General features: G+C 61.8%; 20 protein-coding genes. 2 read left to right on the forward strand and 18 right to left on the reverse strand.

Features of this window, described 5'->3' with window-relative positions; genetic code table 11:
• The first annotated feature begins 119 nt into the window (after positions 1-119).
• Entirely contained in the window at positions 120-503 is a 384-nt protein-coding gene (locus tag AC1V0D_RS08045; protein ID WP_482907217.1) for a hypothetical protein, read from the forward strand.
• A complete protein-coding gene (locus AC1V0D_RS08050) occupies positions 487-708 on the forward strand; it encodes a hypothetical protein (RefSeq protein WP_009089432.1) in 222 nt (73 codons plus the stop codon). The genes AC1V0D_RS08045 and AC1V0D_RS08050 overlap by 17 nt, the downstream gene beginning before the upstream one ends.
• Before the next feature lie 81 nt (positions 709-789).
• On the opposite strand, the gene AC1V0D_RS08055 is transcribed toward AC1V0D_RS08050, so the two are convergent.
• From AC1V0D_RS08055 to AC1V0D_RS08140, 18 genes are all read right to left on the reverse strand, one after another.
• Complete coding sequence (locus tag AC1V0D_RS08055; RefSeq protein ID WP_482907218.1) at positions 790-1,638, reverse strand: oxidoreductase; 849 nt, start codon at positions 1,636-1,638, stop codon at positions 790-792.
• A gap of 96 nt (positions 1,639-1,734) precedes the next feature.
• The gene (locus tag AC1V0D_RS08060) at positions 1,735-3,522 is read right to left on the reverse strand and encodes a thiamine pyrophosphate-requiring protein (protein WP_482907219.1); all 1,788 of its coding nucleotides are present in this window, start codon (positions 3,520-3,522) and stop codon (positions 1,735-1,737) included.
• Positions 3,523-3,584: 62 nt separating this feature from the next.
• The gene (locus tag AC1V0D_RS08065) at positions 3,585-5,543 is read right to left on the reverse strand and encodes a hydantoinase B/oxoprolinase family protein (RefSeq protein ID WP_154927693.1); all 1,959 of its coding nucleotides are present in this window, start codon (positions 5,541-5,543) and stop codon (positions 3,585-3,587) included.
• Position 5,544: 1 nt separating this feature from the next.
• Positions 5,545-7,590 (reverse strand): hydantoinase/oxoprolinase family protein, encoded by a 2,046-nt coding sequence (locus AC1V0D_RS08070; RefSeq protein WP_482907220.1) that lies wholly within the window; start codon positions 7,588-7,590, stop codon positions 5,545-5,547.
• A gap of 18 nt (positions 7,591-7,608) precedes the next feature.
• Positions 7,609-8,055: a GNAT family N-acetyltransferase gene (locus tag AC1V0D_RS08075; RefSeq protein WP_009089424.1), complete on the reverse strand. Its 447-nt coding sequence runs from the start codon at positions 8,053-8,055 to the stop codon at positions 7,609-7,611.
• 293 nt (positions 8,056-8,348) lie between these two features.
• Positions 8,349-8,861 (reverse strand): Lrp/AsnC family transcriptional regulator, encoded by a 513-nt coding sequence (locus tag AC1V0D_RS08080; protein WP_009089422.1) that lies wholly within the window; start codon positions 8,859-8,861, stop codon positions 8,349-8,351.
• 208 nt (positions 8,862-9,069) lie between these two features.
• Positions 9,070-10,386 (reverse strand): 4-aminobutyrate--2-oxoglutarate transaminase, encoded by a 1,317-nt coding sequence (gene gabT / locus AC1V0D_RS08085; RefSeq protein WP_009089421.1) that lies wholly within the window; start codon positions 10,384-10,386, stop codon positions 9,070-9,072.
• Between the two features lie 113 nt (positions 10,387-10,499).
• Complete coding sequence (locus AC1V0D_RS08090; RefSeq protein WP_482907221.1) at positions 10,500-11,633, reverse strand: M20 aminoacylase family protein; 1,134 nt, start codon at positions 11,631-11,633, stop codon at positions 10,500-10,502.
• Position 11,634: 1 nt separating this feature from the next.
• A complete protein-coding gene (locus tag AC1V0D_RS08095) occupies positions 11,635-12,561 on the reverse strand; it encodes a 2-hydroxyacid dehydrogenase (RefSeq protein ID WP_482907222.1) in 927 nt (308 codons plus the stop codon).
• On the reverse strand, positions 12,561-13,403 hold the full coding sequence (locus AC1V0D_RS08100) for a GNAT family N-acetyltransferase (protein WP_154927687.1): 843 nt from the start codon (positions 13,401-13,403) through the stop codon (positions 12,561-12,563). The genes AC1V0D_RS08095 and AC1V0D_RS08100 overlap by 1 nt, the downstream gene beginning before the upstream one ends.
• Positions 13,404-13,413: 10 nt before the next feature.
• The gene (locus tag AC1V0D_RS08105; protein ID WP_325936151.1) at positions 13,414-14,745 is read right to left on the reverse strand and encodes an NAD(P)/FAD-dependent oxidoreductase; all 1,332 of its coding nucleotides are present in this window, start codon (positions 14,743-14,745) and stop codon (positions 13,414-13,416) included.
• Positions 14,746-14,801: 56 nt separating this feature from the next.
• On the reverse strand, positions 14,802-16,466 hold the full coding sequence (locus tag AC1V0D_RS08110) for an ABC transporter ATP-binding protein (RefSeq protein WP_009089411.1): 1,665 nt from the start codon (positions 16,464-16,466) through the stop codon (positions 14,802-14,804).
• Positions 16,463-17,314 (reverse strand): ABC transporter permease, encoded by an 852-nt coding sequence (locus AC1V0D_RS08115; protein ID WP_009089410.1) that lies wholly within the window; start codon positions 17,312-17,314, stop codon positions 16,463-16,465. The genes AC1V0D_RS08110 and AC1V0D_RS08115 overlap by 4 nt, the downstream gene beginning before the upstream one ends.
• Positions 17,311-18,267: an ABC transporter permease gene (locus tag AC1V0D_RS08120; protein ID WP_482907223.1), complete on the reverse strand. Its 957-nt coding sequence runs from the start codon at positions 18,265-18,267 to the stop codon at positions 17,311-17,313. The genes AC1V0D_RS08115 and AC1V0D_RS08120 overlap by 4 nt, the downstream gene beginning before the upstream one ends.
• A gap of 27 nt (positions 18,268-18,294) precedes the next feature.
• On the reverse strand, positions 18,295-19,902 hold the full coding sequence (locus tag AC1V0D_RS08125) for an ABC transporter substrate-binding protein (protein ID WP_046102144.1): 1,608 nt from the start codon (positions 19,900-19,902) through the stop codon (positions 18,295-18,297).
• A gap of 81 nt (positions 19,903-19,983) precedes the next feature.
• A complete protein-coding gene (locus tag AC1V0D_RS08130) occupies positions 19,984-21,261 on the reverse strand; it encodes an NAD(P)/FAD-dependent oxidoreductase (protein ID WP_150029758.1) in 1,278 nt (425 codons plus the stop codon).
• Positions 21,262-21,270: 9 nt separating this feature from the next.
• On the reverse strand, positions 21,271-21,939 hold the full coding sequence (locus AC1V0D_RS08135; RefSeq protein WP_046102145.1) for a haloacid dehalogenase type II: 669 nt from the start codon (positions 21,937-21,939) through the stop codon (positions 21,271-21,273).
• Between the two features lie 28 nt (positions 21,940-21,967).
• Positions 21,968-23,437, reverse strand: a complete 1,470-nt coding sequence (locus AC1V0D_RS08140; RefSeq protein WP_482907224.1) for an aldehyde dehydrogenase family protein — start codon at positions 23,435-23,437, stop codon at positions 21,968-21,970.
• Positions 23,438-23,549 lie beyond the last annotated feature (112 nt).

The following is a 23,549-nucleotide window of genomic DNA, read 5'->3' on the forward strand; positions in this document are numbered from 1 at the left end:
GCAACGGCGGCTGAAATGCTGGAATGAATAACCTTATTTTTACCATGGATGTTTGACGGTGCTGCGCAGGAACTGAAAATCGGGTTTCAGGGATTTATAAGTTACGACAGGGATGAGAAGTGCGCATTGAAGAAGATATTTATGAAGTTTGTTTTGACGTCTTTGATGGTATGGAATGCCTGGGTGATTTCCGCCATATCAGCTTTGCAGGATTAGGCAGTGCTGTCGTTATCAAACGCGTACTCCTGGCATTAATGGCACACCATGAAAGCTTCTTTGTGGGCGGTTTTGTTTTCCAGGCTGCATCAGGAGAGATCGTTGACCGCAATCGTCCGACAGCCCTTGAGGAGATCTACGACGCTTTGCCTGGGTTAAAAAATGAACTGCGCTACAATCGCCGGACCGGGTTGCCGAAGAAAGCGCCGCAACCTTTAATCCCGGACTATTTCCAGGCTTATAAAACAGTGACTACAGGGAGAGCTTGCTATGTCGTTTTACGATAAACACAATGGCATCACAGATGCGGCTGATGCCGAGAACAGGGAGTTAAGGGCACTTTTGATTGCTGAGTGGCTGGACAGGCCCGATCTACCCGCCATTAAAGCCCAGTTAGCTCAGGCGAGAAAACGTTCCTCATCTGCCCTGTTGCGCCGTAAGTTAAAAGAACTGAACGCGCGCGAAAGGCAGGAAGCTAACATCCCCGATTAGCGCTTAAAGGCCCATATTCGGGCCTTTCCTGTTTTTAAACCGCTTCTGGTTAAACCGCAGCGGCTTCATGCCACCTGCAACTCACTGCGATTCCGGAAAATCGGTTTCCACCGATGTCTGTTTCCACGCCTCAATCTCCGCCAGCCGCTCTTTGAGTTTGCTGGTCACGGCGTCATGGCCCCAGGCTCCCATCACCAGATGCCGGGGCGGATGATCATGTTCAGTAATTGCGATCATCGCTGCGGCGGCGCGCGCCGGATCGCCCTTCTGCGTGCCGCTGTAGTCGGCAGTGGCTTTCATTCGCGCGGCGGCGGTCTCTGCATAGTCCGGCAACGTGCTTGGCGTCTGATGCAGCGAGCGTCCGGCCCAGTCGGTGCGGAACGGGCCTGGCTCGACGCAGGTGACATGAATGCCCAGCGGCCCGGCCTCCTGGGCCAGCGCATCGGACCAGCCCTCCACCGCATGTTTGCTGGCGGCGTAATAGCCTGAGCTGGCAAAGCCGATCAATCCGGCTACCGAGGTAATGTTGATAACGTGCCCCCTGCGCGCCTGGCGCATCGCGGGCAGCACGGCGCGCGTCAGGGCAAACAGACCGAAGACGTTAGCGTCAAACTGGGCGCGGATTTCGCTCTCCACCCCCTCTTCAATCGAACTCTGATAGCCGTAACCGGCGTTGTTCACCAGCACGTCAATCGTTCCGAACGCACCGATGGCCGCCTGCACCGCCTGATCGATACTCGCCTGCTGCGTGACATCCAGCGCGACCGCCAGCGCATTATCATGACCTTCCACCAGATCGGCCACGGCCAACAGGTTCCGGGCCGTCACCACCACGTTAAAACCTCGCGCGATAGTCTGCTGCGCCAGTTCCCGACCAAAACCGGTCGAACATCCTGATATAAACCAGACTGAGCCTGATTGAGCCGCCATAGTAGGACTCCTGTTGCGTTTGATGAAGCAATAAGACCCGGATACGAACGTATCCGGGGAGAGACAGATAAGGCTAGCGAGGCGCCGTCGCCTGGCTTAGCCCTTCGTGCTTTTATGGAACAGCTGGCTGGCGGTGTCGCTGATGATCTGCGCTGCGCCCCGATCGCCCTTCGCCATGGAGGCCATAAAGGCTTTTGCCTGTTTAAAGGTGATATGCGGCGGTAACGGCGCCACTTCCGGATCGGTTTTCACCTCCAGCAGCACCGGGCGATCGGCGCTGAGCGCCTGCTGCCAGGCCCCTGCGAGGTCGTCAGGGTTATCCACGAAAATCCCGACCATGCCCAGCGAGCGGGCAAATTCCGCGTACTTCACGTCCGGCACCTGCTGCGAGGCGTCAAAGCGGGGGTTGCCCTCCATCACGCGCTGCTCCCAGGTCACCTGGTTGAGATCTTCGTTGTTAAACACGCAGACGATCAGGCGCGGATCGGCCCACTGTTGCCAGTATTTCTGGATGGTGATCAGTTCAGCCATGTTGTTCATCTGCATGGCGCCGTCACCCACCAGCGCCACCACCGGTTTATGCGGGTGCGCAAATTTCGCTGCAATGGCGTAAGGCACCGCCGCGCCCATACAGGCCAGCCCGCCGGAGAGCGAGGCCCGCTGCCCCTGTTTAACGCGATAGTCGCGGGCAAACCATTTGGCACAGGAACCGGAGTCAGAGGTGACAATGGCGTTGTCCGGCAGCTGCGGGGACATCTCCCACACCACCCGCTGCGGATTGACCGGGTTCGCCGGTGCCATCGCGCGCTCCTCCATCAGCGTCCACCAGTCACGCACCTGAACCGCAATCTCTTCCTGCCAGCTGCGATCCTCTTTGTGCTCCAGCAGCGGCAGCAGCGCGCGCAGGGTTTCTGCCGCATCGCCGTGCAGATTCACTTCGCTGGGATAGCGCAGGCCGAGCATGGCGGGATCGATATCGATCTGCACCGCTCGCGCCTTGCCCTCCTCCGGCAGAAATTCGGTCCAGGGGAAGCCGCTGCCGATCATCAGCAGGGTGTCACAGTTCTGCATTAAATCGGATGAGGGCTTGGTGCCGAGCAGGCCAATCGAGCCGGTTACAAAGGGCGCATCGTCCGGCAGCACATCTTTGCCCAGCAGCGCTTTTGCCACACCGGCCCCCAGCACATTGGCGACCTGCACCACCTCGACAGCGGCATTGCGTGCGCCTGCCCCGATCAGAATCGCCACTTTTTTACCGGCGTTGAGCACCTCAGCGGCGCGTTGCAGATCCTCCTCATAGGGGATCACTTTCGGCCGCTGATAGCCACTGCCAGAGTGGGTGAAGCCGTGCAGATGCTGCGGCGGCTGCCAGGCTTCATCCTGAATATCTTTCGGCAGGATCACCACCGCCACGCCATTCTGCGCTTTGGCAATCCGCACGCCACGATCAAGCAGGTGACGCACCTGCGCCGGGGTGGCGGCTTCCTGAACGAAGTTCGCCACATCCGAGAAGATGCGGTCCAGGTTCATCTCCTGCTGATAACTGGCCCCGCGCGCGGTCGCTTCCGCCTGTCCGGCAATCGCCAGCACCGGCGCATGATCCATTTTTGCATCATAGAGCCCGGTCAGCAGATGGGTCGCACCCGGCCCGCCGGTTGAGAGGCAGACACCCAGCTCACCGGTGAACTTCGCGTGACCGGCCGCCATAAAAGCGGCCATCTCTTCGTGCCGCACCTGAATAAATTCGATGCCGTCCCCTTTGGCGTTCGCGCGCTGAATGGCCCCCAGCACGCCATTGATCCCGTCCCCCGGATAGCCGTAAATGCGGCTCACACCCCACTCTTTCAGGCGCTGGACAAAAAAATCACTGGTTTTCATGCTCATCGTCGCGGTTCCCCTTGTAGTCCATGCAGACTTAAAGCGTAGTCGACGATGCGCCATCGCCGTTAATTGTTCGCCATAGCCGGGTAGCGCTGACGCAAATCACTGAATATCTGCGCCATGTCCGCCGTTTCGCCTGCCTCTGCGACCGCCCGGAAAACCTGGGTTTTCAGGAAGTGACGCCAGCTGACCGGCGCGGCGGCAAGAAAGGTGGTCAGTGACTGATAGCGCTGCGGTGTCCAGAGTTTTTCAAAGCGCTGACGCGCCTCGCCATGCTCAAAATGGTGCGTGACCCGCTGCGGCATGACAGCACGCAGTTGCTCAGTCGCGACCCGATCCACGCGGTTATTCACCACTACCACGCCATACTGCGCCCTGGCGGCGTCTAGGCTGAGGTAACCGCAGCGCACATCCTGCAGGACCGCCTCCGCATCTCGCTGTGACGGCAGCCCGTAGCCCCCGGCACCCGGCCCGCGGACTTCGACCACGTCCCCCGGCTGGCAGTGGATCACATCGGTGTTGCCGTGCCGGATGACCTCGCCATTGCGTCGGGTCTGGAAGTGCGAGAGCGCCCCGCTCTGTCCGCCCACAACCCCCGCCGAGGCGAAGACCGAGCGGTTGCGGTTGCGCGCGGTAATCGTGGTGTTGGGCGAGAAGATCTCGAACGCCATCTCTGTCGCCAGGCCGCCGCGATAGTGGCCCGCTCCGGCGCTGTCCTGCGCCAGTCCGTAGCGATGGAAGCGAATCGGCACTTCCGCTTCGTTGATCTCAATCGGGGTATTTTTCAGGAAGGCAGACAGGCCGCCGGAACCGTCGGGGCCGTCATGACGCGGCGTACCGCCCGCACCGCCGCCCACCGGGCCCAGCGAGGCCACCACGCTGCGGTTGTGCGTCTGGGTGCGGATATTCATGATCGAGTTGCCACCGGGCGAGTTGGCGGGCAGACGGTCGGGCATCGCCAGTGAGAAGACGCCGACGGTGGCAATCTGCGACAGCGCACAGGTCAGCGAACGCATGCCTACCGCAGCGGGCGCCTCGCAGTTCATGACCGTGCCTGGCGGCAGAATGGCGCGGGTGGGCCGCAGTGTGCCCGCGTTAAGCAACAGGGAGCGATCCAGCGTGGAGAGCACATAGGTGACGCCGACCAGCGCCAGCGGATGTCGCTCCCGTCCGCCCGTGGGCATGTTCAGCGACGAGGCCAGCTGCGGGTCGCTGCCAGTGTAATCCAGCTCAAGCCGATCGCCCTGCACCCGCAGCGTGACGGCGATGCGGCAGGGATAGCCCCCCTCGCCATCCTCATCGGCGTAGTCGGCATAAAAGTATTCACCGTCGGGAATGGTCGCGATGATCGTGCGCGCCTGCGCCTCGGCGTAATCCAGAATGCCTTCAATGCCCTGCAGGAAATCGTCGATGCCAAAGCGGGCAATAATGTCGTGAATTTTCCGCTCGCCCACGTTGACCGAGGCCAGCTGTGCCTTGAAGTCACCCCAGTTCTGGTCCGGCACCCGCACGTTGAGCCGCATGATGCTGGCGACCTCTTCGTTGAGCTGACCCTGTCGCATGATCTTCAGCGGCGGGATGCGAATCCCCTCCTGCACAATGTCGGTCAGCGAACGCGACAGCGAGGCGGGCACGGCACCGCCAACATCGGTGTTGTGAATATGTCCCACCACGAAACAGACAATCTCGCCCTGGTGGAACACCGGTTTCCAGATGTGGATGTCGGGGGAGTGGGTCGCAACGTTTCCGGCGTAGGCGTCGTTGGTGATGCAGATGTCACCCTCGGCGTACTCCTCTATCAGCGCCAGCACCGGCGCATAGTCAATGCCGCTGTACCAGGGCGCACCAAAACTGCGGGGTGAGGCAAACGCCAGCCCGCTGCGGCTGACAATCTGGCAGGAGAAATCTTCCGTCTCCTTAACGAAGGTGGAGTGCGCAGTGCGCATCAGCGTAAAGGCCATCGCATCGGCGGCGGCAGCGCAGTAGTTCGCCAGGATCTGTAAGTTACGTCCGTCAATCGCCATGTTATGCCTCGTTCGCCGTAATCAGCAGGTTGCCAAAAGTGTCGACCGTGACGCCCATGCCGGGCGGCACACAGGTGGTACAGTCATCCTGAGCAATGATGGCCGGGCCGCTGAGCTGATGGCCGGCGCGCAGCCCGGACCGCAGCACCAGATCAACCTGATGCCAGGCCCCGTCAATCCACGCTTCCGTCTGCTTCAGCACCGGCACCGGTTCCGTCGCCGGGGCCAGCGGGGCAATAACCGGTTTCGGCGTCGGTGAGGTGATCACCAGCCGCAGGTTAATCAGCTGCACCGGGGCCTGCGGATCACAGTGACCAAACAGCTGCTGATGCTGGCGATCAAAAGCGTCATGCAGCGCCGTAAAATCGGCCTGCGTCAGCCAGCCTGCCTCCAGCGGCACGTCGATCTCAAACGACTGTCCCTGATAGCGCATATCGGCGCTGAACTGCAGGCTGTAAGGCATCGCGCTGCCGTGCTCCTCAGTCAGCCAGTTGCAGGCGCGCTGCTGTAATGCCTGCGCTTCCGTGGCCAGGGTGTCGGCCAGGGCAGGAGTCAGATCGCTGTAGAGGGTGCGGATAAAGTCATTACGGATGTCAGCCACCAGCCCGCCCAGCGCCGACAGCACTCCGGGCGTCGGCGGCACAATTACCCCTTTCAGGTTGAGTTCACGGGCCAGGAAACAGCCCATCATCGGCCCGGCGCCTCCAAAGGCGAGGAACCAGAATTCACGCGGATCGAGGCCGAACCGTGACAGCAGGCCGCTGGTGTCGCTGTACATACCGGAGATGGCCAGCTCAATGGCGTTTTGCGCGGTCTCCTGCACCGTCAGGCCGAGGGCATCGGCTAGCGGCTGCCAGGCGGCACAGGCGGCCGCGACATCGACGGCAACAGCGTTGTAGCCCAGCGCGCCATGCCCCATCATGCCGCAGGCGGCAAAGGCGTCGGTGGCGGTCGGCTGCGTGCCGCCACGCCCGAAGCAGACCGGGCCAGGCAGCGAGCCGGCACTGTCCGGGCCCATCTGCAGCACGCCCTGCCCGTCAATCCACGCCAGCGAGCCGCCGCCCTGGCCTACCGAGGTAACGGCAACGGAGGGAATGTAAATCGGGAAGTCCCCGATGATTTCACCGTTGCCCTGCGCCACGTTGCCGTCGATGATCACCGCCACGTCAGCACTGGTGCCGCCGATATCGAGGCTGAGAATGTTGCCGAACCCACAGGCGCTGGCGAGATAGCTGGCCCCGATGACCCCGGATGCGGTGCCGGAGAGAACCATCTGCACACATTCACGTTTCGCCTGGTCGACGCCCATGACGCCACCGTTCGATTTGGTGATGCGCGGCGGCGGCTGCACGCCGAGCCGCTGTAGCGCCTGCTCAAAGGATTCAAGGTAGTGGATCACCATCGGCTGCACGTAGGCGTTGATGGTCGCGGTAATGGTGCGTTCATATTCGCGGATAATGGGCCAGATGTCGGCAGAACAGGAGGTCAGCAGCTCGGGTGCCTCCGCATTGATAATCGCTTTCACGGCCGCTTCATTGTGCCGGTTGCGATAGCTGTGGAGCAGGGAGACCACGATGCCCTGGCAGCCCGCAGCGCGCGCCTGCGCGATAGCGTCGAGTACGCTCTGGCGGTCCACCGGCTGGAGTACCCTGCCCTGCGCGTCCATGCGTTCACGGATGGCAAAAACCCGGTCGCGCGAGATCAGCGGTGCAGGACGCCGCGAAAAGAGGTCATGGATATGGGGAATTTTCAGCCGGGCCAGCTCCAGCACATCGCAGAAGCCCTCGGTGGCGAACAGCGCCAGCCGCACGCCACGCCGCTGGATCACCGCGTTGATGCCGACCGTGGTGCCGTGGGTAAAGTAGCCAATCTCCGCGGGGTCGATTCCCTGACGCTGCTGAAACTGCGCCAGCCCGGTGGTGATTTCACTGCCGGGCTGATCCGGGCGCGACAGGACTTTCAGGGTATGAATCTGGTTCGTTTGCTGATCGAGCACGGCAAAATCGGTAAAGGATCCGCCAATATCCACGCCAACGCGGTATCGCATCTCGGGTTAACTCCTGAGTCAGGGAGGGGGAAATTCCATCAGCGTCCCGGGGTGTTGCACCACACGCCAGCCGAGACGCTGGTAGACCTGATGCGCATCCTGGGTCGACAGCATCCAGCGATGCACCGTTTGCAGCTCCGGATGATCACGGACGCAGGTCGCCAGCCAGCTGCCCAGTCCGTGTCCACGCCAGTTTTCGTCAATGATGACGTCGCACAGCCAGCCAAAGCGGGTGTAATCGGTGATAAGACGGGCGAAGCCAATCTGCGCCTGCTGGTGATAGAGGCCAAACGGCAGCGAACCGGCGATCGCCCGCAGGGTTTTCTCGCGCGGCTGGCCCTGTGCCCAGTAGGACTTCTCCGCCAGCTGGTGGTGTATCCACGCCAGGTCGAGCCGCTGACGGTCGGTGGAGACGGTGAACGCATCGCGCTGCCACTGCTGGTCAGCAATCAGTAATGAGCTCATAACAACTCCTGATAACGGTTAAAAACAGTCTAAGGGGGTTCGCTGATCGGGTGAGGCTGAAGCGCGCCCTGAAACCGGATGCAGCGACTGAATTTTGCGCCGGGAAGAAATTTTATGCTGAGGGGAGTCAGGCCGATGCATGATGCAGAGTGAACGGGCGGGTAAGGGAAAAATCAGGGTAAAGCGTGCAGGTCTGCACATCTCCCGGAGCGCGGTCTGCGCCGGGTGCGGTGAATGGAGATAGTGACCCTCTGCCGTAAAAAGCGCAGAGGATCGGCCCCCGGCTCTGGTCACTACGCCCCGAGTTCGACAGAATTCTGCTTGTCGATAAGTGAACGCAACGGCACGCTGCTTTTCATGATGGGCGATTTGATCACGATATAACTGAAATATTTGTCGATGCCGATCTGCGCATCCAGCATTTTCTCAATCACTTCCTGGTAATGTTCAATGCTGCGGGTAATAAAGCGCAGCAGATAGTCGTAGCCGCCGGTGATCAGATGGCACTCCATCAGCTCATCGACACTGCGCATCGCCGTTTCAAACTTCATAAAATCTTCGCGGCGATGACCCGACAGCGTGACTTCGGTAAAGACCGTCACAGAATCGGTAATGCGGGTGAGATTGATGTGGGCTTCATAACCGGTAATAAAACCAGCCTGTTCCAGACGTTTGACCCGTTGCAGACAGGGGCTGGGGGAAAGGCCTACTGCGTCGGCGAGGTTAACGTTGCTGATACGGCCATCTTTCTGGAGTTGCACCAGAATGTTGATGTCGATGCGGTCGAGTTTCATTAAGCCGTTCATAGCACCCCTCATTGTCAGAGCCTGGCCCATCAGGCGTCAGTATTGCAGGCTGGCAATAACCTGGCCTGACGGGCCAGGCGCTTAAGCAAATGTTCAGAACCTCCGGAAGATATATCACGCTTTACGGTAAATGCGCCAGCGCTTCGCAGTGGTTATACCAGCAGGAGGTTTTTAAATTACTTCAATAAAATCAATGAGGAATCGCAGTTTAACCCAGACGGCCTGTGGCACGCGCCAGCGCGATATCGAAGATATGCAGCGCCTCTTCCAGCTGGGAGTCGGTCGTCACCAGCGGGGCCAGGAAACGGATCGTATTACGATGCAGACCACACTTGATCAGCAGCAGTCCTTCCTGACAGGCGCTGTCGAGGATCTTCTGCGTCAGGGCCGCATCCGGGCGGCCGGTTTCGAAATCGAGGATTTCCACCGCCTGCATAAAGCCCACGCCGCGCACATCACCGATGCAGGCATATTTATCCGCCAGCTGCCGCAGCCGGGCATTGAGCTGTTCACCGAGCTGGCAGGAACGCTGTAGCAGGTTCTCCTGCTCAAACAGATCCAGCACCGCCAGCGCCGCCGCACACCCCAGCGCATTGCCGCCGTAGGTGCCGCCCAGTCCGCCCGGCGCTGGCGCGTCCATGATCTCCGCCCGTCCCACCACACCGGAAATCGGCAGGCCGCCACCCAGGCTTTTCGCCAGCGTGATCAAATCCGGTTTAATGCCCAGCTGCTGGAACGCGAACATGGTGCCGGTTCGCCCGAAGCCGGACTGCACTTCATCACAAATCAGCAGAATGCCGTGCTGGCTGGTAATGCGGCGCAGCGCCTGCATAAAGGCCGGGCCTGCAGGCAGGAAGCCCCCGTCGCCCTGCACCGGCTCGATAATGATCGCCGCCACCCGCTCAGGCAGGATCTGCACTGCGAAGAGCTGCTCCAGCGCCTTGAGGCAATCCGCCTCCGTAATGCCATGCAGCGGATTGGGGAAAGGCAGCCGGTAAATCTCGCCAGGGAACGGGCCAAAGTTCTGTTTATAAGGGGCGGACATGCCGGTCAGGGTGACCCCCAGCAGGGTGCGGCCATGGAATGCACCGTCAAAGGCGATGATGCCGGGGCGCTGCGTGTGGGCGCGGGCAATCTTCACCGCATTTTCTACCGCTTCGGCGCCGCTGGTGAAAAAGACGCTCTTGTAGGCTTCGTCTCCGCCTACCAGCCGGTTCAGCCGCTCCGCTAACGCGATGTAGCCCGGATAAGCCACCACCTGAAAACAGGCGTGCGAGACCAGACCGAGCTGGCGGGTCACGGCGTTGACCACCGCCGGGTGATTGTGACCGACATTGAGCACGCCGATGCCGCCGACAAAGTCGAGATAGCGATTGCCCTCCACGTCCCATACTTCACTGCCTCTGGCGCGCTCGATCACCAGCGGATGCGCGGTGACGACGCCACGCGGCACGTTCTGCTCACGTGCATCCAGTAACAGGTTGTTATCGGAGTATGCTTGCTGCTCTGCCATGACATTCTGCATTTTAAACCCTCATCCACGTAACGTTCGGTTGGCTCAAGTATCGCAACCTGTTGGTTTCCGACGCTGCCGTAATTCCGCAGGCAGCGGCATTTCCTGTCAAAATCCCGCTGCTTTCAGCAGGGAAATTTCTCTGCCAGTGCCTGACGAATCAGGGTGACAAACACGTTAACGCCATGCGGGATCAGCGCATCGTTAAAGTCGTAGGCGGCGTGATGTAACGGTCTGCAGGGCGCAGACCCCAGCCAGAGATAGGCACCGGGCCGCGCCTGCAGCATAAAGGCGAAATCTTCGGAGGTGAGCGCGGGCTGCGGCGCGGTTTCAGCGGCGATGCCCGCCTGTTTCAGCGCCTGCAGGCAGAACTGCGCCTCATCCGGGCTGTTCAGGGTCGCCGGGTAGTAGCGCAGATAGCGCACCTCGGCATGCAGGCCATGCGCGGCGGTGACATGTTCCGCCATCTGACGCAGTCGCGCTTCAATCGTCGCCTGTGCAGTCGGGCTGAAGGTGCGCACCGTACCGGTGATGTTCGCCTCTGCCGGGATCATGTTGTGGGAAAAGCCGCCCTCCATCCGGGTCACGGTGAGCAGCGCCGTTTCACAGGGGTCGAGCGCGCGTGAGACCAGGGTATTCAGCTGAACCACCAGCTCGCTGGTCGCCAGCAGGGTATCGCGGGTCAGGTGGGGCTGAGCGGCATGGCCTCCCCCGCCCAGCACCCGGATATCGAAGCGGTCTGCCGCCGCCATGATCGGGCCGGGCCGGGTCTGCACCTGGCCCAGCGGCAGTTCCGGCCAGTTGTGAATGGCGTAGACCGCCTCACAGGGAAAGCGGCTGAACAGCCCCTCGTCGATCATCGCCTTCGCGCCCGCCAGCCCCTCTTCGGCGGGCTGGAAAATGAAGCAGACGGTGCCGTCAAAACTGACGTCACGCGCCAGTTTTTCTGCCGCCCCCAGCAGCATCACGGTGTGACCGTCGTGCCCGCAGGCGTGACTGACCTGCGTCACGCTGCTCTGCCAGGCGGTGCCGCTCTGATCCTGCATCGGCAGGGCATCCATATCGGCGCGCAGGCCAATCATCCGCTCGCTGTTACCCTTTTTCAGGATGCCGACCACGCCGGTCTGACCGATACCACGATGCACCTCAATTCCCAGCTGATGCAGAAAGTTCGCCACCCTGTCGCTGGTGCGGTGCTCCTGAAAACCGAGTTCCGGGTGCGCATGCAGTTCGCGGCGCAGTGCCACTAAATGTTCCATCTCAATATCCTCGTGAGCGGTCGACCAGACCGTGCAGCGGCTCACCACGCTGATAACGGCGCAGGTTCTCCAGCAGCGCCGCAATGGCGCTCTCATTCTGTGTCTGGCTGGCAATGTGCGGCGTCAGCCACACGGCGGGATGGTGCCAGAAGCGGTGGCCCGGCGGTAACGGCTCCGGGTCGGTGACATCAATCACGGCGGCGCGGAGCTGGCCGCTCGCCAGCGCCTGCAGCAGATCGTCATGATTAAGCTGCTGACCGCGCCCGGCCTGCACCAGTGCCGCACCCTGCGGCATCTGCGTAAACAGGGTGTGATTAAGCAGACCCTGGGTGGTGTCGGTCAGCGGCAGCAGACAGACCAGAATCTCGCTGTGCGCCAGAAAGTCCGCCAGCTCTCCGGCACCGTGCCAGCAGCGCACGCCGGGCACGTGGCGCGGGGTACGGCTCCAGCCAGCGCAGTCAAACCCCAGTGCGACCAGCTGCTGCAGCGCAGCCTGACCGAGTTCGCCCAGCCCCATTACGCCCACCCGCCGCTGAGCCGCAGGCTTCACCTGATGCGGCTGCCACTGCTGCTGGCGTTGCTGATGAAGATAGCGTGGCATGTCACGATGCAGCCCGAGCACCGCGAAGGTGACATATTCCACCATGCCCTGCGTCAGGCCTGGCTCAATCATTCGTATGACCGGCAGATCGGGCGGCAGCGCGCTGAAGTCAAACTGATCGGCGCCGGCGCCGACAGAAAACAGCAGTTTCAGCCGGGGAAACAGCGCCGGAATATCGGCGGGGGGCTGCCAGGCTACCAGCGCCTCAACCTCTGCCGGATCGCCGGTCTCCGGCCAGATATGCAGCTGAATGTCGGGGGCATGCTCCGCCAGCCAGCGCTGCCAGATCCGTCCCCGCTCCGGTTCCGATTTATAGACGATGTGCATCAGGCCATCGCCTGGGTCATTAAGCCAAAGGCCTGCATCCCCTGCGGCGTCCAGGGGGTGCCCCGCACCATCGTGGTCGGCGCATCCACCTGATCCAGACCGAGGGTATTGAGCCAGCTGGCCAGCGGCAGGCTGGCGTCGGTATCAATGCGCAGAAACTGGCCCTGCAGTGGCTGCATCAGGGTTGCCACCAGCGCCTGTGCCACCGGCAGCTCCGCGGCAATCACCGGACCAATCGCCCAGCCGTGCCCAAACCGGCGCAGGCTGGCGAACCCCTGAATCTGCTGCTGATCGTCCTGTAACAGCAGGGTCTCACAGTCGCGCAGCAGATGGTCGAACAGCGCCGGACGATGCATGCCGTGCGCCTGCTGATCCAGCTTCACCAGCGCGGCGTGATCCGCCGGGGTCGCCGGTCGCAGATGCAGTCCGGCCGGGATCACCACGTCGGGCAGTGACGCCAGTGCGCGGGTCTGGTGCTGGCGGATCTCGCCGCAACTGACAAAGCCGAGCTTTTCATACAGCCCTTTGCCCATTTCGGTGGCGTGCAGCCGCACGTTGCCGTCGGGGACTTTTTCCAGCTGCGCCAGCATCAGCTGTTTGCCGAGGCCCCGCCCCTGCTGCTGATTATCCACAATCACCAGTCCCAGCGTGGCGGCGTGTTCGCCCCAGCGCCAGAGCACGGCGCTGCCAATCACTCTGCCCTGCTCTTCAATCACCGTGCCTTCGCCCAGCTGCAGCGCCAGCTGCCAGTCTTCGCGTCGGTGGGGCCACTTCAGCGCCTGCGTCATGCGGTAGCACTGTTCAATATCATCTGGCGTCATTGCACGTAGTGTCAGGCTCATTGCGTTCTCCTTACATCATGCCTGGGGTGTCTAATCCGCTGCCGTCAACCAGACGGCTGTAGCGATAAGGGGTGGGGTCGACAATCGGGGTGGCCCCGGTTGCCAGATCGGCAGCCAGGCGTCCGGCACCCGGCCCGATGCCAAAACCGTGCGCGCTGTAGCCCGCCGAGAGCACCAGCCCCGGCAGTTTCGCCACGGTGGAGATCACCGGAATGGCGTCCGGCGTGCTGTCGATCATGCCGCCCCACGCCTGGGCCAGCCTGAGATTCGCCAGCGCCGGATATTCGCGGCGCATCGCGGCCAGCCCCTCTTCCACGATTCGGCTGTCTGCCGCCGGATCGAGAATGCGCACCCGCTCAAACGGCGACGGGCGATCAAAGGCCCAGCGCCCCATCGCTTCGGGGCCTTTGAAAAAGGGCGACAGGCCAAGGTTGAGGGTGAGATTCTTGCGGCGGCTTTTAAATGTCGGATAGAACTGGCGGGCATAACGCAGCCCCTGCGCACCCGGCTCCAGCCGTCCGCGCCCCGACACCGAGACGGTATAGCTGCCGTCCATTTGCGGGCGGCAGGCGAAGCCCGGCGTATAGAGCGGCATCGCAATCGCCTGCTCTATCGGCTGCGTGCGGAAGGCCGTGCCGATGACATTGCCCAGCGGCAGATCGATGCCGTGACGACGGCAGAACATGGATGTCCAGGCCCCGGCGGCACAGATCACCCGGCTGGTTTTGATCAGCCCGCGTTCGGTCCAGACGCCGCTGACCTGACCCGCGGCGATATCCAGCCCGCGCACTGCACACTGCTGAAACAGCAGCGCACCTTTTTTCATCGCGCCCGCCACCAGGCCCGGCGCCGCCAGGCGGGGTTCCGCATGGCCATCCGTTGGCGCTGAGAGGCCGCCCCGCCAGGCGGTGGTACTGCCGGGCGTCATCGCTTTTGCCTGCTCAGCAGTAAGAATCGAGCTGTTGACGCCATACCCCTTAGCCATCTGGATCCAGGCATCCCAGGCGGCGATGTCTGACTCTTCCCGCGTGGCGTAAACCAGCCCGCTGCGACGGAATCCCAGCTCTTCGCCGGTTTCCGCGTTCAGCTCCCCCCAGCGTTGCAGGGCATAGATGATCAGCGGCAGCTCCCGCTCATCGCGGTTCTGCTGACGACACCAGCCCCAGTTGCGGCTCGACTGCTCGGCCCCCACCAGGCCTTTTTCGATCAGCACAACCTTAACGCCCTGCTTCGCCAGTTCCCAGGTGGCGGCGGCCCCGGCAATACCGGCGCCAATCACCACCACATCGGCGGCGTCGGGAAAGTCCGTACTGTCCTGTACATAACGAATCGGTGCAGGCATAACAAAACGACCTCTGTTGTAAATGAAAAGGAGCACGCCATGACGCCAGCGGCCACCTACTCTGCTTTTAAAATCTCTTCATGCTCATCCAGCCAGCCCTGACGCAGCTCCGGCACAGCGCGTTTCAGCCGCTCAAAGTAGAGCTCGCTGGTGGGCTTGTCGTAGTCGCTGCGGGCCAGCTGGGTCACGATGCGCCCGCTTTTCATCACCACAATCTCGTCGCACACGGCGCGCACCGCATGCATGTCGTGGCTGATGAAGATCACGGAGAGGCCCAGCTCCCGGCGCAGTTCACTGATGAGGTCGAGCACGGCGGCCGCCACCACGGTGTCCAGCGCCGAGGTGACCTCATCACACAGAATCAGATCGGGCTCAGCCGCCAGCGCGCGCGCCAGATTAACGCGCTGCTTCTGGCCGCCCGACAGCGCCCAGGGACGCCGTCCCAGCACGCTGCGCGGCAGCTGCACCAGATCCAGCAGCTGATTGAGCCGCTGCTGACGGGCCGCACCGCTCAGACCATGAAACAGCGTCAGCGGACGCGACAGAATGCGCTCAACGCTGTGAGCCGGATTCAGGGCGGTATCCGCCATCTGGAACACATACTGAATGCGTCGCAGCTCGTTGTCAGGGCGTTTCTGCATATCGCCCGCGATATAGTGACCGTTAAACAGGATGTGACCGTGACTCGGGGCGTTGAGCCCGGCGATGGCGTGCGCCAGCGTGGTTTTGCCCGAGCCGGACTCCCCGATAATGCCAATCGCCTGCCCTTTCCATAGCCTGAGGTTGACGTCTTCCAGGATGCGCACCTTCGGGTGGCCCTCCCTGTCGCGCGGGCCATAACCGGCGCAGAGATCGCGCACTTCCAGCAGCGGCTGAATATCGGCCGCCGCCGGACACCAGCTGCTGGGCCGCTCTTTCTGGCGCGCCGCATCCATCAGCAGGCGGGTGTACTCCGCCTGTGGCGCGCCAATCAGGTGTGCGGTGGTGCCATATTCCGCCATTTTGCCGCGCAGCAGCACCAGAATCCGATCGGCCATCTGCGCCACGACCGCCAGATCGTGACTGACGTAAATGGCGGTGACGCCGCGCTGCACCACCACCCGGCGAAAGGCTTTCAGCACCTCGACCTGGGTAGTCACATCCAGTGCGGTGGTGGGTTCATCCAGAATCACCACGTCCGGGTCGCCAATCAGCGCCATCGCCGTCATCAGACGCTGCAGCTGACCGCCTGACACCTGATGCGGATAGCGGTCACCGATGCTCTCCGGATTGGGCAGCGCCAGCTCACGGAACAGGCCAATCGCTTTTTCCCGCGCCGCTTTGCGGGTCAGGGTGCCGTGAATGACCACCGGCTCAATCACCTGATCGAGGATTTTCATGCCCGGATTAAACGACGCGGCGGCGCTCTGAGCGATATAAGCCACTTTATTACCGCGAAAGGCGCGCAGCTGGCCTGGCGTCAGGCTGCTGACGTCGGTGCCGGCGACGTGAATATTGCCCCCGGCAATCCGGCAGCCGCTGCGGGCGTAGCCCATCAGGGCCATCGCGATGGTGGTTTTGCCCGAGCCGGACTCGCCAATCAGCGCCAGCACCTCGCCCTTCTGCACGGTAAAGTGAATGTCGGAAACCAGGTCAATCTCTTCGCCGCGATCGGTCTGCGCGGTGACGCGCAGTTTATCGACCGAAATCACCGGCATGGCCGTATGGGGTGTCACGTTCATGCTCCCTCCTTCGCCAGCGTCAGCGGACGCATCGCCTGCAGGCTGTCGATAAACAGGTTGGCGCCAATGGTCAGGCTGGCAATGGCCAGCGCGGGCATCAGCACCGCCGGTGAGCCGTCAAACAGGCCCTGCATGTTTTCACGCACCAGCGTGCCCCAGTCGGCATAGGGTGGCTGCACGCCCAGGCCGAGAAAGCTCAGGCCGCTGAGCAGCAGCACGATGTAAACAAAGCGCAGGCCAAAGTCGGTCAGCATCGGGTGCACCATGTTAGGCAATATGTCGTGAATGGCGATATGCCAGCGGCTTTCGCCCCGCAGCCGTGAGGCGCGGACGTAGTCCATGCTGCGCAGCGAGCTGGCCATGGCAAAGGCGATACGGAATGCGCCCGGCCAGTAGGTAAAGACCGCCGTCAGGATCAGCATCGGCAGCGACGAGCCAAAGACGGCGACGATCATCAGCGACAGCACTTTTCCCGGTAGCACCAGCAGCGCATCGTTGACGCGGCCCAGTAACTCCTCCAGCCAGCGTCCCGTTACCGCCGCCAGCAGCGCCAGCAGCGTGCCGACCAGGCTGGCCAGCAGCGCCGCGCTCAGCGCCAGGCCGATTGAGAACTTCGCGCCATAGAGAATGCGGCTCAGCATGTCGCGGCCAAGATAGTCGGTGCCCAGCAGGTTGTCCGCCGTCAGCCCGCCCATCAGCGGCCCGCCGCCGATATCGTCGATGCTGTGCGGGGCCAGCGCGGTGCCGAACAGCGCCATCAGCAGCCAGAACAGGGAGATCAGCAGTCCCATCCGGCCAGACCAGGAGAGTGACTGTAAGAAACGCCAGGGCAGCAGAAGAGTATTCATGCGCTTCTCCATTTCGGGTTAAAGGCGATAGTCAGGATGTCGGCCAGCAGCAGCAGCACCAGATAGCAGGCGGCGAACAGCATGACGCAGAGCTGCACCACCGGCAGATCGCGGTTGCTGACGGCATCCACCAGCTGACTGGCCAGACCGGGATAGCTGAAGATGGTTTCGATGAAGATCACCCCGCCAAACAGATAGGAGAGGCTGAGTGAAATCGCGTTGGCAATCGGGCCAACCGCGTTAGGCAGGGCGTGACGCAGCACGGCTCTGAGCGGTGACACCCCTTTCAGCCGCGCCATCTCCAGATAGGGGCTGTCGAGCTGATTGATGATCGCCGCCCGCGTCATCCGGGCCATCTGCGCCACCAGCACACAGCAGAGCGTCAGCACCGGCAGCGCATAGGCTTTGAGGTAACTCAGCAGGTCGCTGTCCGGGCTGCCGAACGACATCGCCGACACCCAGTGCAGCCTGACGGCAAAAATCAGCACCGCAACCGTCGCCACCAGAAACTCCGGGACGGCGACCGTCGCCATAGTGCCGATAACCAGCGCCCGATCGAGCCGTGACCCGCGATTCATCGCCGCGATGATGCCGATGAGCAGCGCCAGCGGCACGCAGATCAGCGTGGTAATACCCGCCAGTTCAAACGTCGCCGGAATGCGCTGGGCCACCAGCTGTGCGACCGGCAGATGGCTGGCAAACGAGGTGCCGAAATCGCCCTGCAGCATGCCTGTCAGCCAGTGGACGTAACGCATCAGCAAAGGCTGATCCAGCCCCAGCTGCTGCCGTAACGCCGCCACCGTCTCCGGCGTGGCGTTCTGCCCGAGGATCATCTGCGCCGCGTCACCCGGCAGCAGGCTGGTGATGAAAAACACCACCGCCGAGACGATAAGCAACGTCAGGATGCCGGCACCGGTTCGCCGGGCAATCAGGAACAGCATATATCGGTTCATCGGCGTTCTCCTTACTCAGGTTCCGGATCAGGCGGTCAGCCAGGCAAACTCATGGAAGCGATACCCCATCATCATGCCCGACGGCCAGGCTTCCACCCCTTTGACCTTTTTGCTGTAGCCATCGGTGGAGCTGATAAAGGTCGGGATGAGGGTGCCGCAGTGGTCATAGATCAGCGTCTGCATGTCGCCATACATCTGCTTGCGTTTCGCCTGATCGCGTTCTCCCCGTGCCGCCACCACCAGCTGGTCAAACTGCGGATTCTTCCAGCCCGACTCGTTGCTCGGCGCGGTAGAGAGATAAAACTGTGAGAAGAGCATGTCGAGCGTCGGACGCGGGTTTATCGAGCCATATCCCACGGGATCTTTAGTCCAGTGCGACGACCAGTAGCCGTCATACGGCACACGTCGCACTTTGATGTTGAGCCCGGCCCCGCGCGCAATCTGCTGGATCATCTGACCGCCTTCGGTTGCCCCTTCAATGTTGGGCGTGGTTACGATCTCCACCGTTGACCCGGCCATCCCGGCTTTTTTGATGTGGAATTTCGCCTTTTCCACATCCAGCGGGCGCGGTTTCAGGTCGGCGTTGTAGAGCGGATGCCACGGTGGCACCGGGGTGTCATTACTGACGTCGCCGTAGCCCTGCAGGACCGTTTTCACCAGCATTTCGCGCGGCTGCAGATATTTCATCGCCAGCACAAAATCTTCGTTGCTTCCCGGCTTCACGTCGGTGCGAATAATCAGGTTGGTGTACATCCCCGATTTGCTCTCCAGCACGCCGAAGTCGCTGCTGGCTTTGATGCGCTTGCAGTCGGCGGCGGTCATGGCCGCGACGATCTGCAGATCGCCCGACATCAGCGCATTGACGCGCGCGGCACCGTCGGTGACGCCTATCAGCTCCACCTCATCCAGGTGCGGCAGGCCCGGCTTGTAATAGTTGGGATTTTTCGTGCCGATGGCGCGCACGCCGGGCATAAAGGCTTTGCAGATGAACGGCCCGGTGCCGATCCCTTTGCTGAAATCTTTGGTGCCATCCTGCACGATTAAAAACGGCGGCGTGGCCAGCATGTAAGGGACATCGAAGTTGGCGCTGTTCAGCTCCAGCAGCACCTCATTGTCATTGACCGCGGTGAAGGTTTTGAACTGGTCGGCCAGCTTGAAAGCGATGGAGGCGATAGCCGGATCTTTGTGGCGGCTGAGTGAGTAGATGACATCTTTGGCGGTCAGCGGTTTGCCGTCATGGAAGGTCACGCCCTTACGCAGCTTAATATGCCAGGTGACGCCATCGCCCGACTCCACCGATTCCGCCAGGGCCGGTTGCACCATCAGATTTTTATCCAGCTCGGTCAGGCCGCTGTAAAACATAAACTGGCGGGTATAGTCGGCGCTGTTGTTACTTTTGGCCGGGTCGAGTGTGTCGGTGGCCGACGCATTCGACATCGCCGCGCGCAGTTTACCGCCCTTCACGGGCTTATCATCCGCCTGTGCTGCCCCGGAAAAACCGATCAGGCCGCTGCTCATCACCGCACCCGCGGAGAGGATTTTCATCAGGCTGCGGCGTGACAGTGTGCCTTCAGTGATCATGCGCGTCAGTGCCGGATTTACCGCATCAGCGTCGTTATTATCAAATTTACTCATCTCTGTACCCTCAATAGTCAGGCGAACCGGGGATCATTTTCTGACGGTGCTGGCAACCTGGCAGCCAGCCTCCGACGGGGGTTATGAAAGGCGATCCTTTGCTTTGTAATAGAGTCCTGCGAGCGGTAAAAACCATGGCTTACCGTGATAACCGGGCAGCGCGGGCCATGTCTCACGCTGCCAGGGATTGTCCGTCGCTTTTTCAGCCAGCAGGTCGGCCATGACCCGCCCCATCCAGACCGACATCTGGGTGCCGTGACCGCTGTAGCCCAGCGAGTAGAAAACGCCATCCTGTTCACCGGCGTGAGGCAGACGGTCGGCCGTCATATCGACCATGCCGCCCCAGCAGTAGTCCACCTGCGCCTGGCCGAGCTGGGGCAGCATCTGCGTCATCGCCCGGCGCAGGATCTCGCCACTGCGGGAGTCCGAGGTGGGATTGCTGACCGCAAACCGGGCGCGCCCGCCAAATACCAGCCGGCGATCGGCAGTGGTGCGGAAGTAGTTGCCGATATTCAGAGAGGTGACGTAGGTGCGGTCCTGCGGCAGCACCTGTTGCAGCAACGCCGGGTCCAGCGCTTCCGTCACCACAATAAAGCTGCCGACCGGCACGATGCGGCGCTGAAACCAAGGAAAGGGACCGACGTTGGAGCAGCCGGTCGCCATCAGCACCTTATCCGCCAGCAGCGAGCCCTGCGCGGTGTGGACCCGGTGCTGATACCCCTTCAGCCGCTCTAATTTCGTCACGGCGTGATGGGGGAAAATTTTTGCGCCGCTGCGGGCGGCCGCTTCGGCCAGACCGACCCCAAACTTGCCCATGTGCATCTGACCGCCACGCTGCTGCAGCAGGCCACCGTGAAAGTCATCGCTGGCGATCTCGTCACGCACCGCCGTTTTGTCGAGCAGGGCGATCTCCGGGTCAACGGTGCGGCGCATCAGTTCATAAGCCTCCCGCAATCCGGCCATATGTGACGCTTTGCTGGCGAGCTTAAGCTTGCCGCACAGCCGGAAGTCACAGTCGATCGCTTCGTCCTGGATCAGTTGCCGGACATAGCTCACGGCATCGTCAAACGCCCGGTAGAAGCGGCTGGCCTGCTCCAGGCCCTGACTGGCCACCAGCGCGGCGAAGTTCTGCGCCACACCGGTGTTGCAGTGGCCACCATTGCGCGCCGACGCCTGGCTCATAACTTCGCCACTCTCCAGCAGCACAACGCTGATCCCGCTGCGCGCCAGGCTGAGCGCCGCCGAGACGCCGGTGAAGCCGCCGCCGATCACCACCACGTCAGCGTGGGCTGGCAGCGGTTCGCGGGCGGCGCCGGTAAAGGCGGGAGCCGTGGCCTGCCAGAACGATTCCAGTTTCATGGGGGTTCCTCAGAGTCCGACGACGCCAGGCAGGCCGCCGATGTCGTTGATTTCGGTGTACCCATAGTAGGGATTTGCCGGCTCATGGCCGCGATTGACCCAGACTTTGTTTTTGATGCCGAGATCGTGTGCGGTCATCAGGTCATAGCGGAAACTGGAGGAGACGTGCAGGATCTCCTCCGGGCCGCAGCCGAGCTTATCCAGCATGTACTCGAAGCCCTTCATCTGCGGTTTGTAGGCACCCGCCTCTTCTGCCGTAATGGTCATGTGGATGGGCGCGCCCAGACGCGGGATATGATGCGGGATCAGATCTTTCATTGAGTTGGTAAGCAGCACGAGCGGAAATGCTTCGGCGACTTTCGCCAGACCGGCCGGCACGTCGGGATGCGGACCCCAGCTCGCGCAGTCGGTGTAGATAAAGTCGCTGTCGGCTTTCTCCCAGCGAACACCCCATTTTTTACAGGTGCGCTGAATCGCATTGCTGACCACGTCGTAGTAGGGTTTCCATGCACCCAGCACTTCATCCAGCCGGTAGGCTGAAAAGTCCCGGGTAAAGGCGTCCATGTCGGCCGGGTCGACGCGGTCGCTGAAACAGCGCTGCGCGGCGCCGGCCATATCGAAGCGAATCAGCGTGCCGTAACAGTCGAACGTGATAAATTTCGGTTTAAACAGAGCCATGTCACACCCTCATAGTCGTCAGTTGTGCTTAGAAATCGATAAGAACGCTCTTCTGGCGCTGGCAGGCCTGAAACGCCTGACGCCCTAAATCTTTACCAATGCCGGAGCCGAGAAAGCCGCCGGTGGGGATGATGAAGTCGCCGGAGCGGCCATAGCGGTTGATCCAGACGGTGCCGGCGTCAATGGCGCGCATGGCGCGCAGCGCACGCGGCAGGCTCAGCGTGTGTACCCCGGCACAGAGGCCGTAGATCGCATGTGCCGCCATCGCCAGTCCCTGCTCTTCATCATCAAAGGTCTGCACCGTCAGCACCGGGCCAAAGATCTCCTGCTGCACCGCCGGGTTATCCTGAGTGACGTGGCTGAGCAGCGTAGGCTGCCAGAACCAGCCCTCGTCGGTGTCGGCAAAACGCGCGCCGCCGACAATCACCTCGGCGCCCTGCGCTTTCGCCGCCTCAATGACCGAGCTGACTTTGTTGCCCTGGCGCGCATCAATCAGCGGTGCGTAGCGGCTGCTCTCCTGCCAGGTGACGCCCGGTTTCACTTCCCGGCAGAGCTGCGCCAGCCGCTCAACCAGCGGTTCGGCGATGTTGCGCTGCACAATCAGGCGGGTGCCTGCCACACAGGCCTGACCGCCGTTAGCGGTGAAGCCGCGCAGAATGCGCTGGGCCAGCACGTCAATGTCGCCTGCATCATCAAAGACCAGTTGCGGACTTTTGCCGCCCAGCTCCAGCGTGACCGGTTTCATGCCGAACTGTGCCGCGTCGCTCATGATGCGTGCACCGGTCTGCGTCGAGCCGGTAAACGAGACTTTGCGCACCAGCGGGTGTTTCACCAGCGCACTGCCGGTGACCGCCCCACTGCCCTGCACGATGTTCAGCACCCCGGCCGGTAAGCCCGCCTGAATCGCCAGTTCGGCCATGCGCACGGTGGAGAACGGCGTCAGTTCAGACGGCTTGAGCACCACCGCATTGCCCGCCGCCAGCGCCGGACCGCATTTCCACGACGCCATCGACAACGGGAAATTCCACGGGGTAATCGCGCCAATCACGCCATAGGGTTCAGCGATCAGCATGCCGAGGCTGCTGTCGCGGGTGGGAAAGAGATCGCCGCTGTATTTGTCAGCGCATTCGGCATAGAAGCGAATCGCTTCGGCCGTGAAAGGGATTTCGTGCTGCACCACGTCGCTGATGGGTCGGGTCGATCCCAGCGCTTCCAGCTGGGCCAGCAGGGGATCCTGCTCAATCAGATCTGCCCAGCGGCGCAGAACCCGGCCACGTTCCCGTGGCGCGCAGCCTGACCAGCCGCTGGTTTTCAGCGCCTGATGCGCCACGGTCACGGCGTGATCGACATCTTCTGGCGTGGCGTCCCGTAGCTGCGCATAGACCCGGCCGTCTGAGGGGCGTTTAACCTCAGACAGGGCGCCCTGGCCTTGCACGTGCTGGCCGCCAATATAATGGCCAGCCGGAAGAGAAACGTTTTCAGGGTCGAAACTTAACATGGAATAATTCCTTATTTGTTACACCCATCAGTTGCTGGTTAATTCGTTTTTTCAGCCGCCGATTTCTGCGCGGGTAATAAGCTAATGCAGAAAGTATGCCAGCCGGGCAAAA

It is taken from the genome of Pantoea sp. PA1 (genome assembly GCF_056856975.1).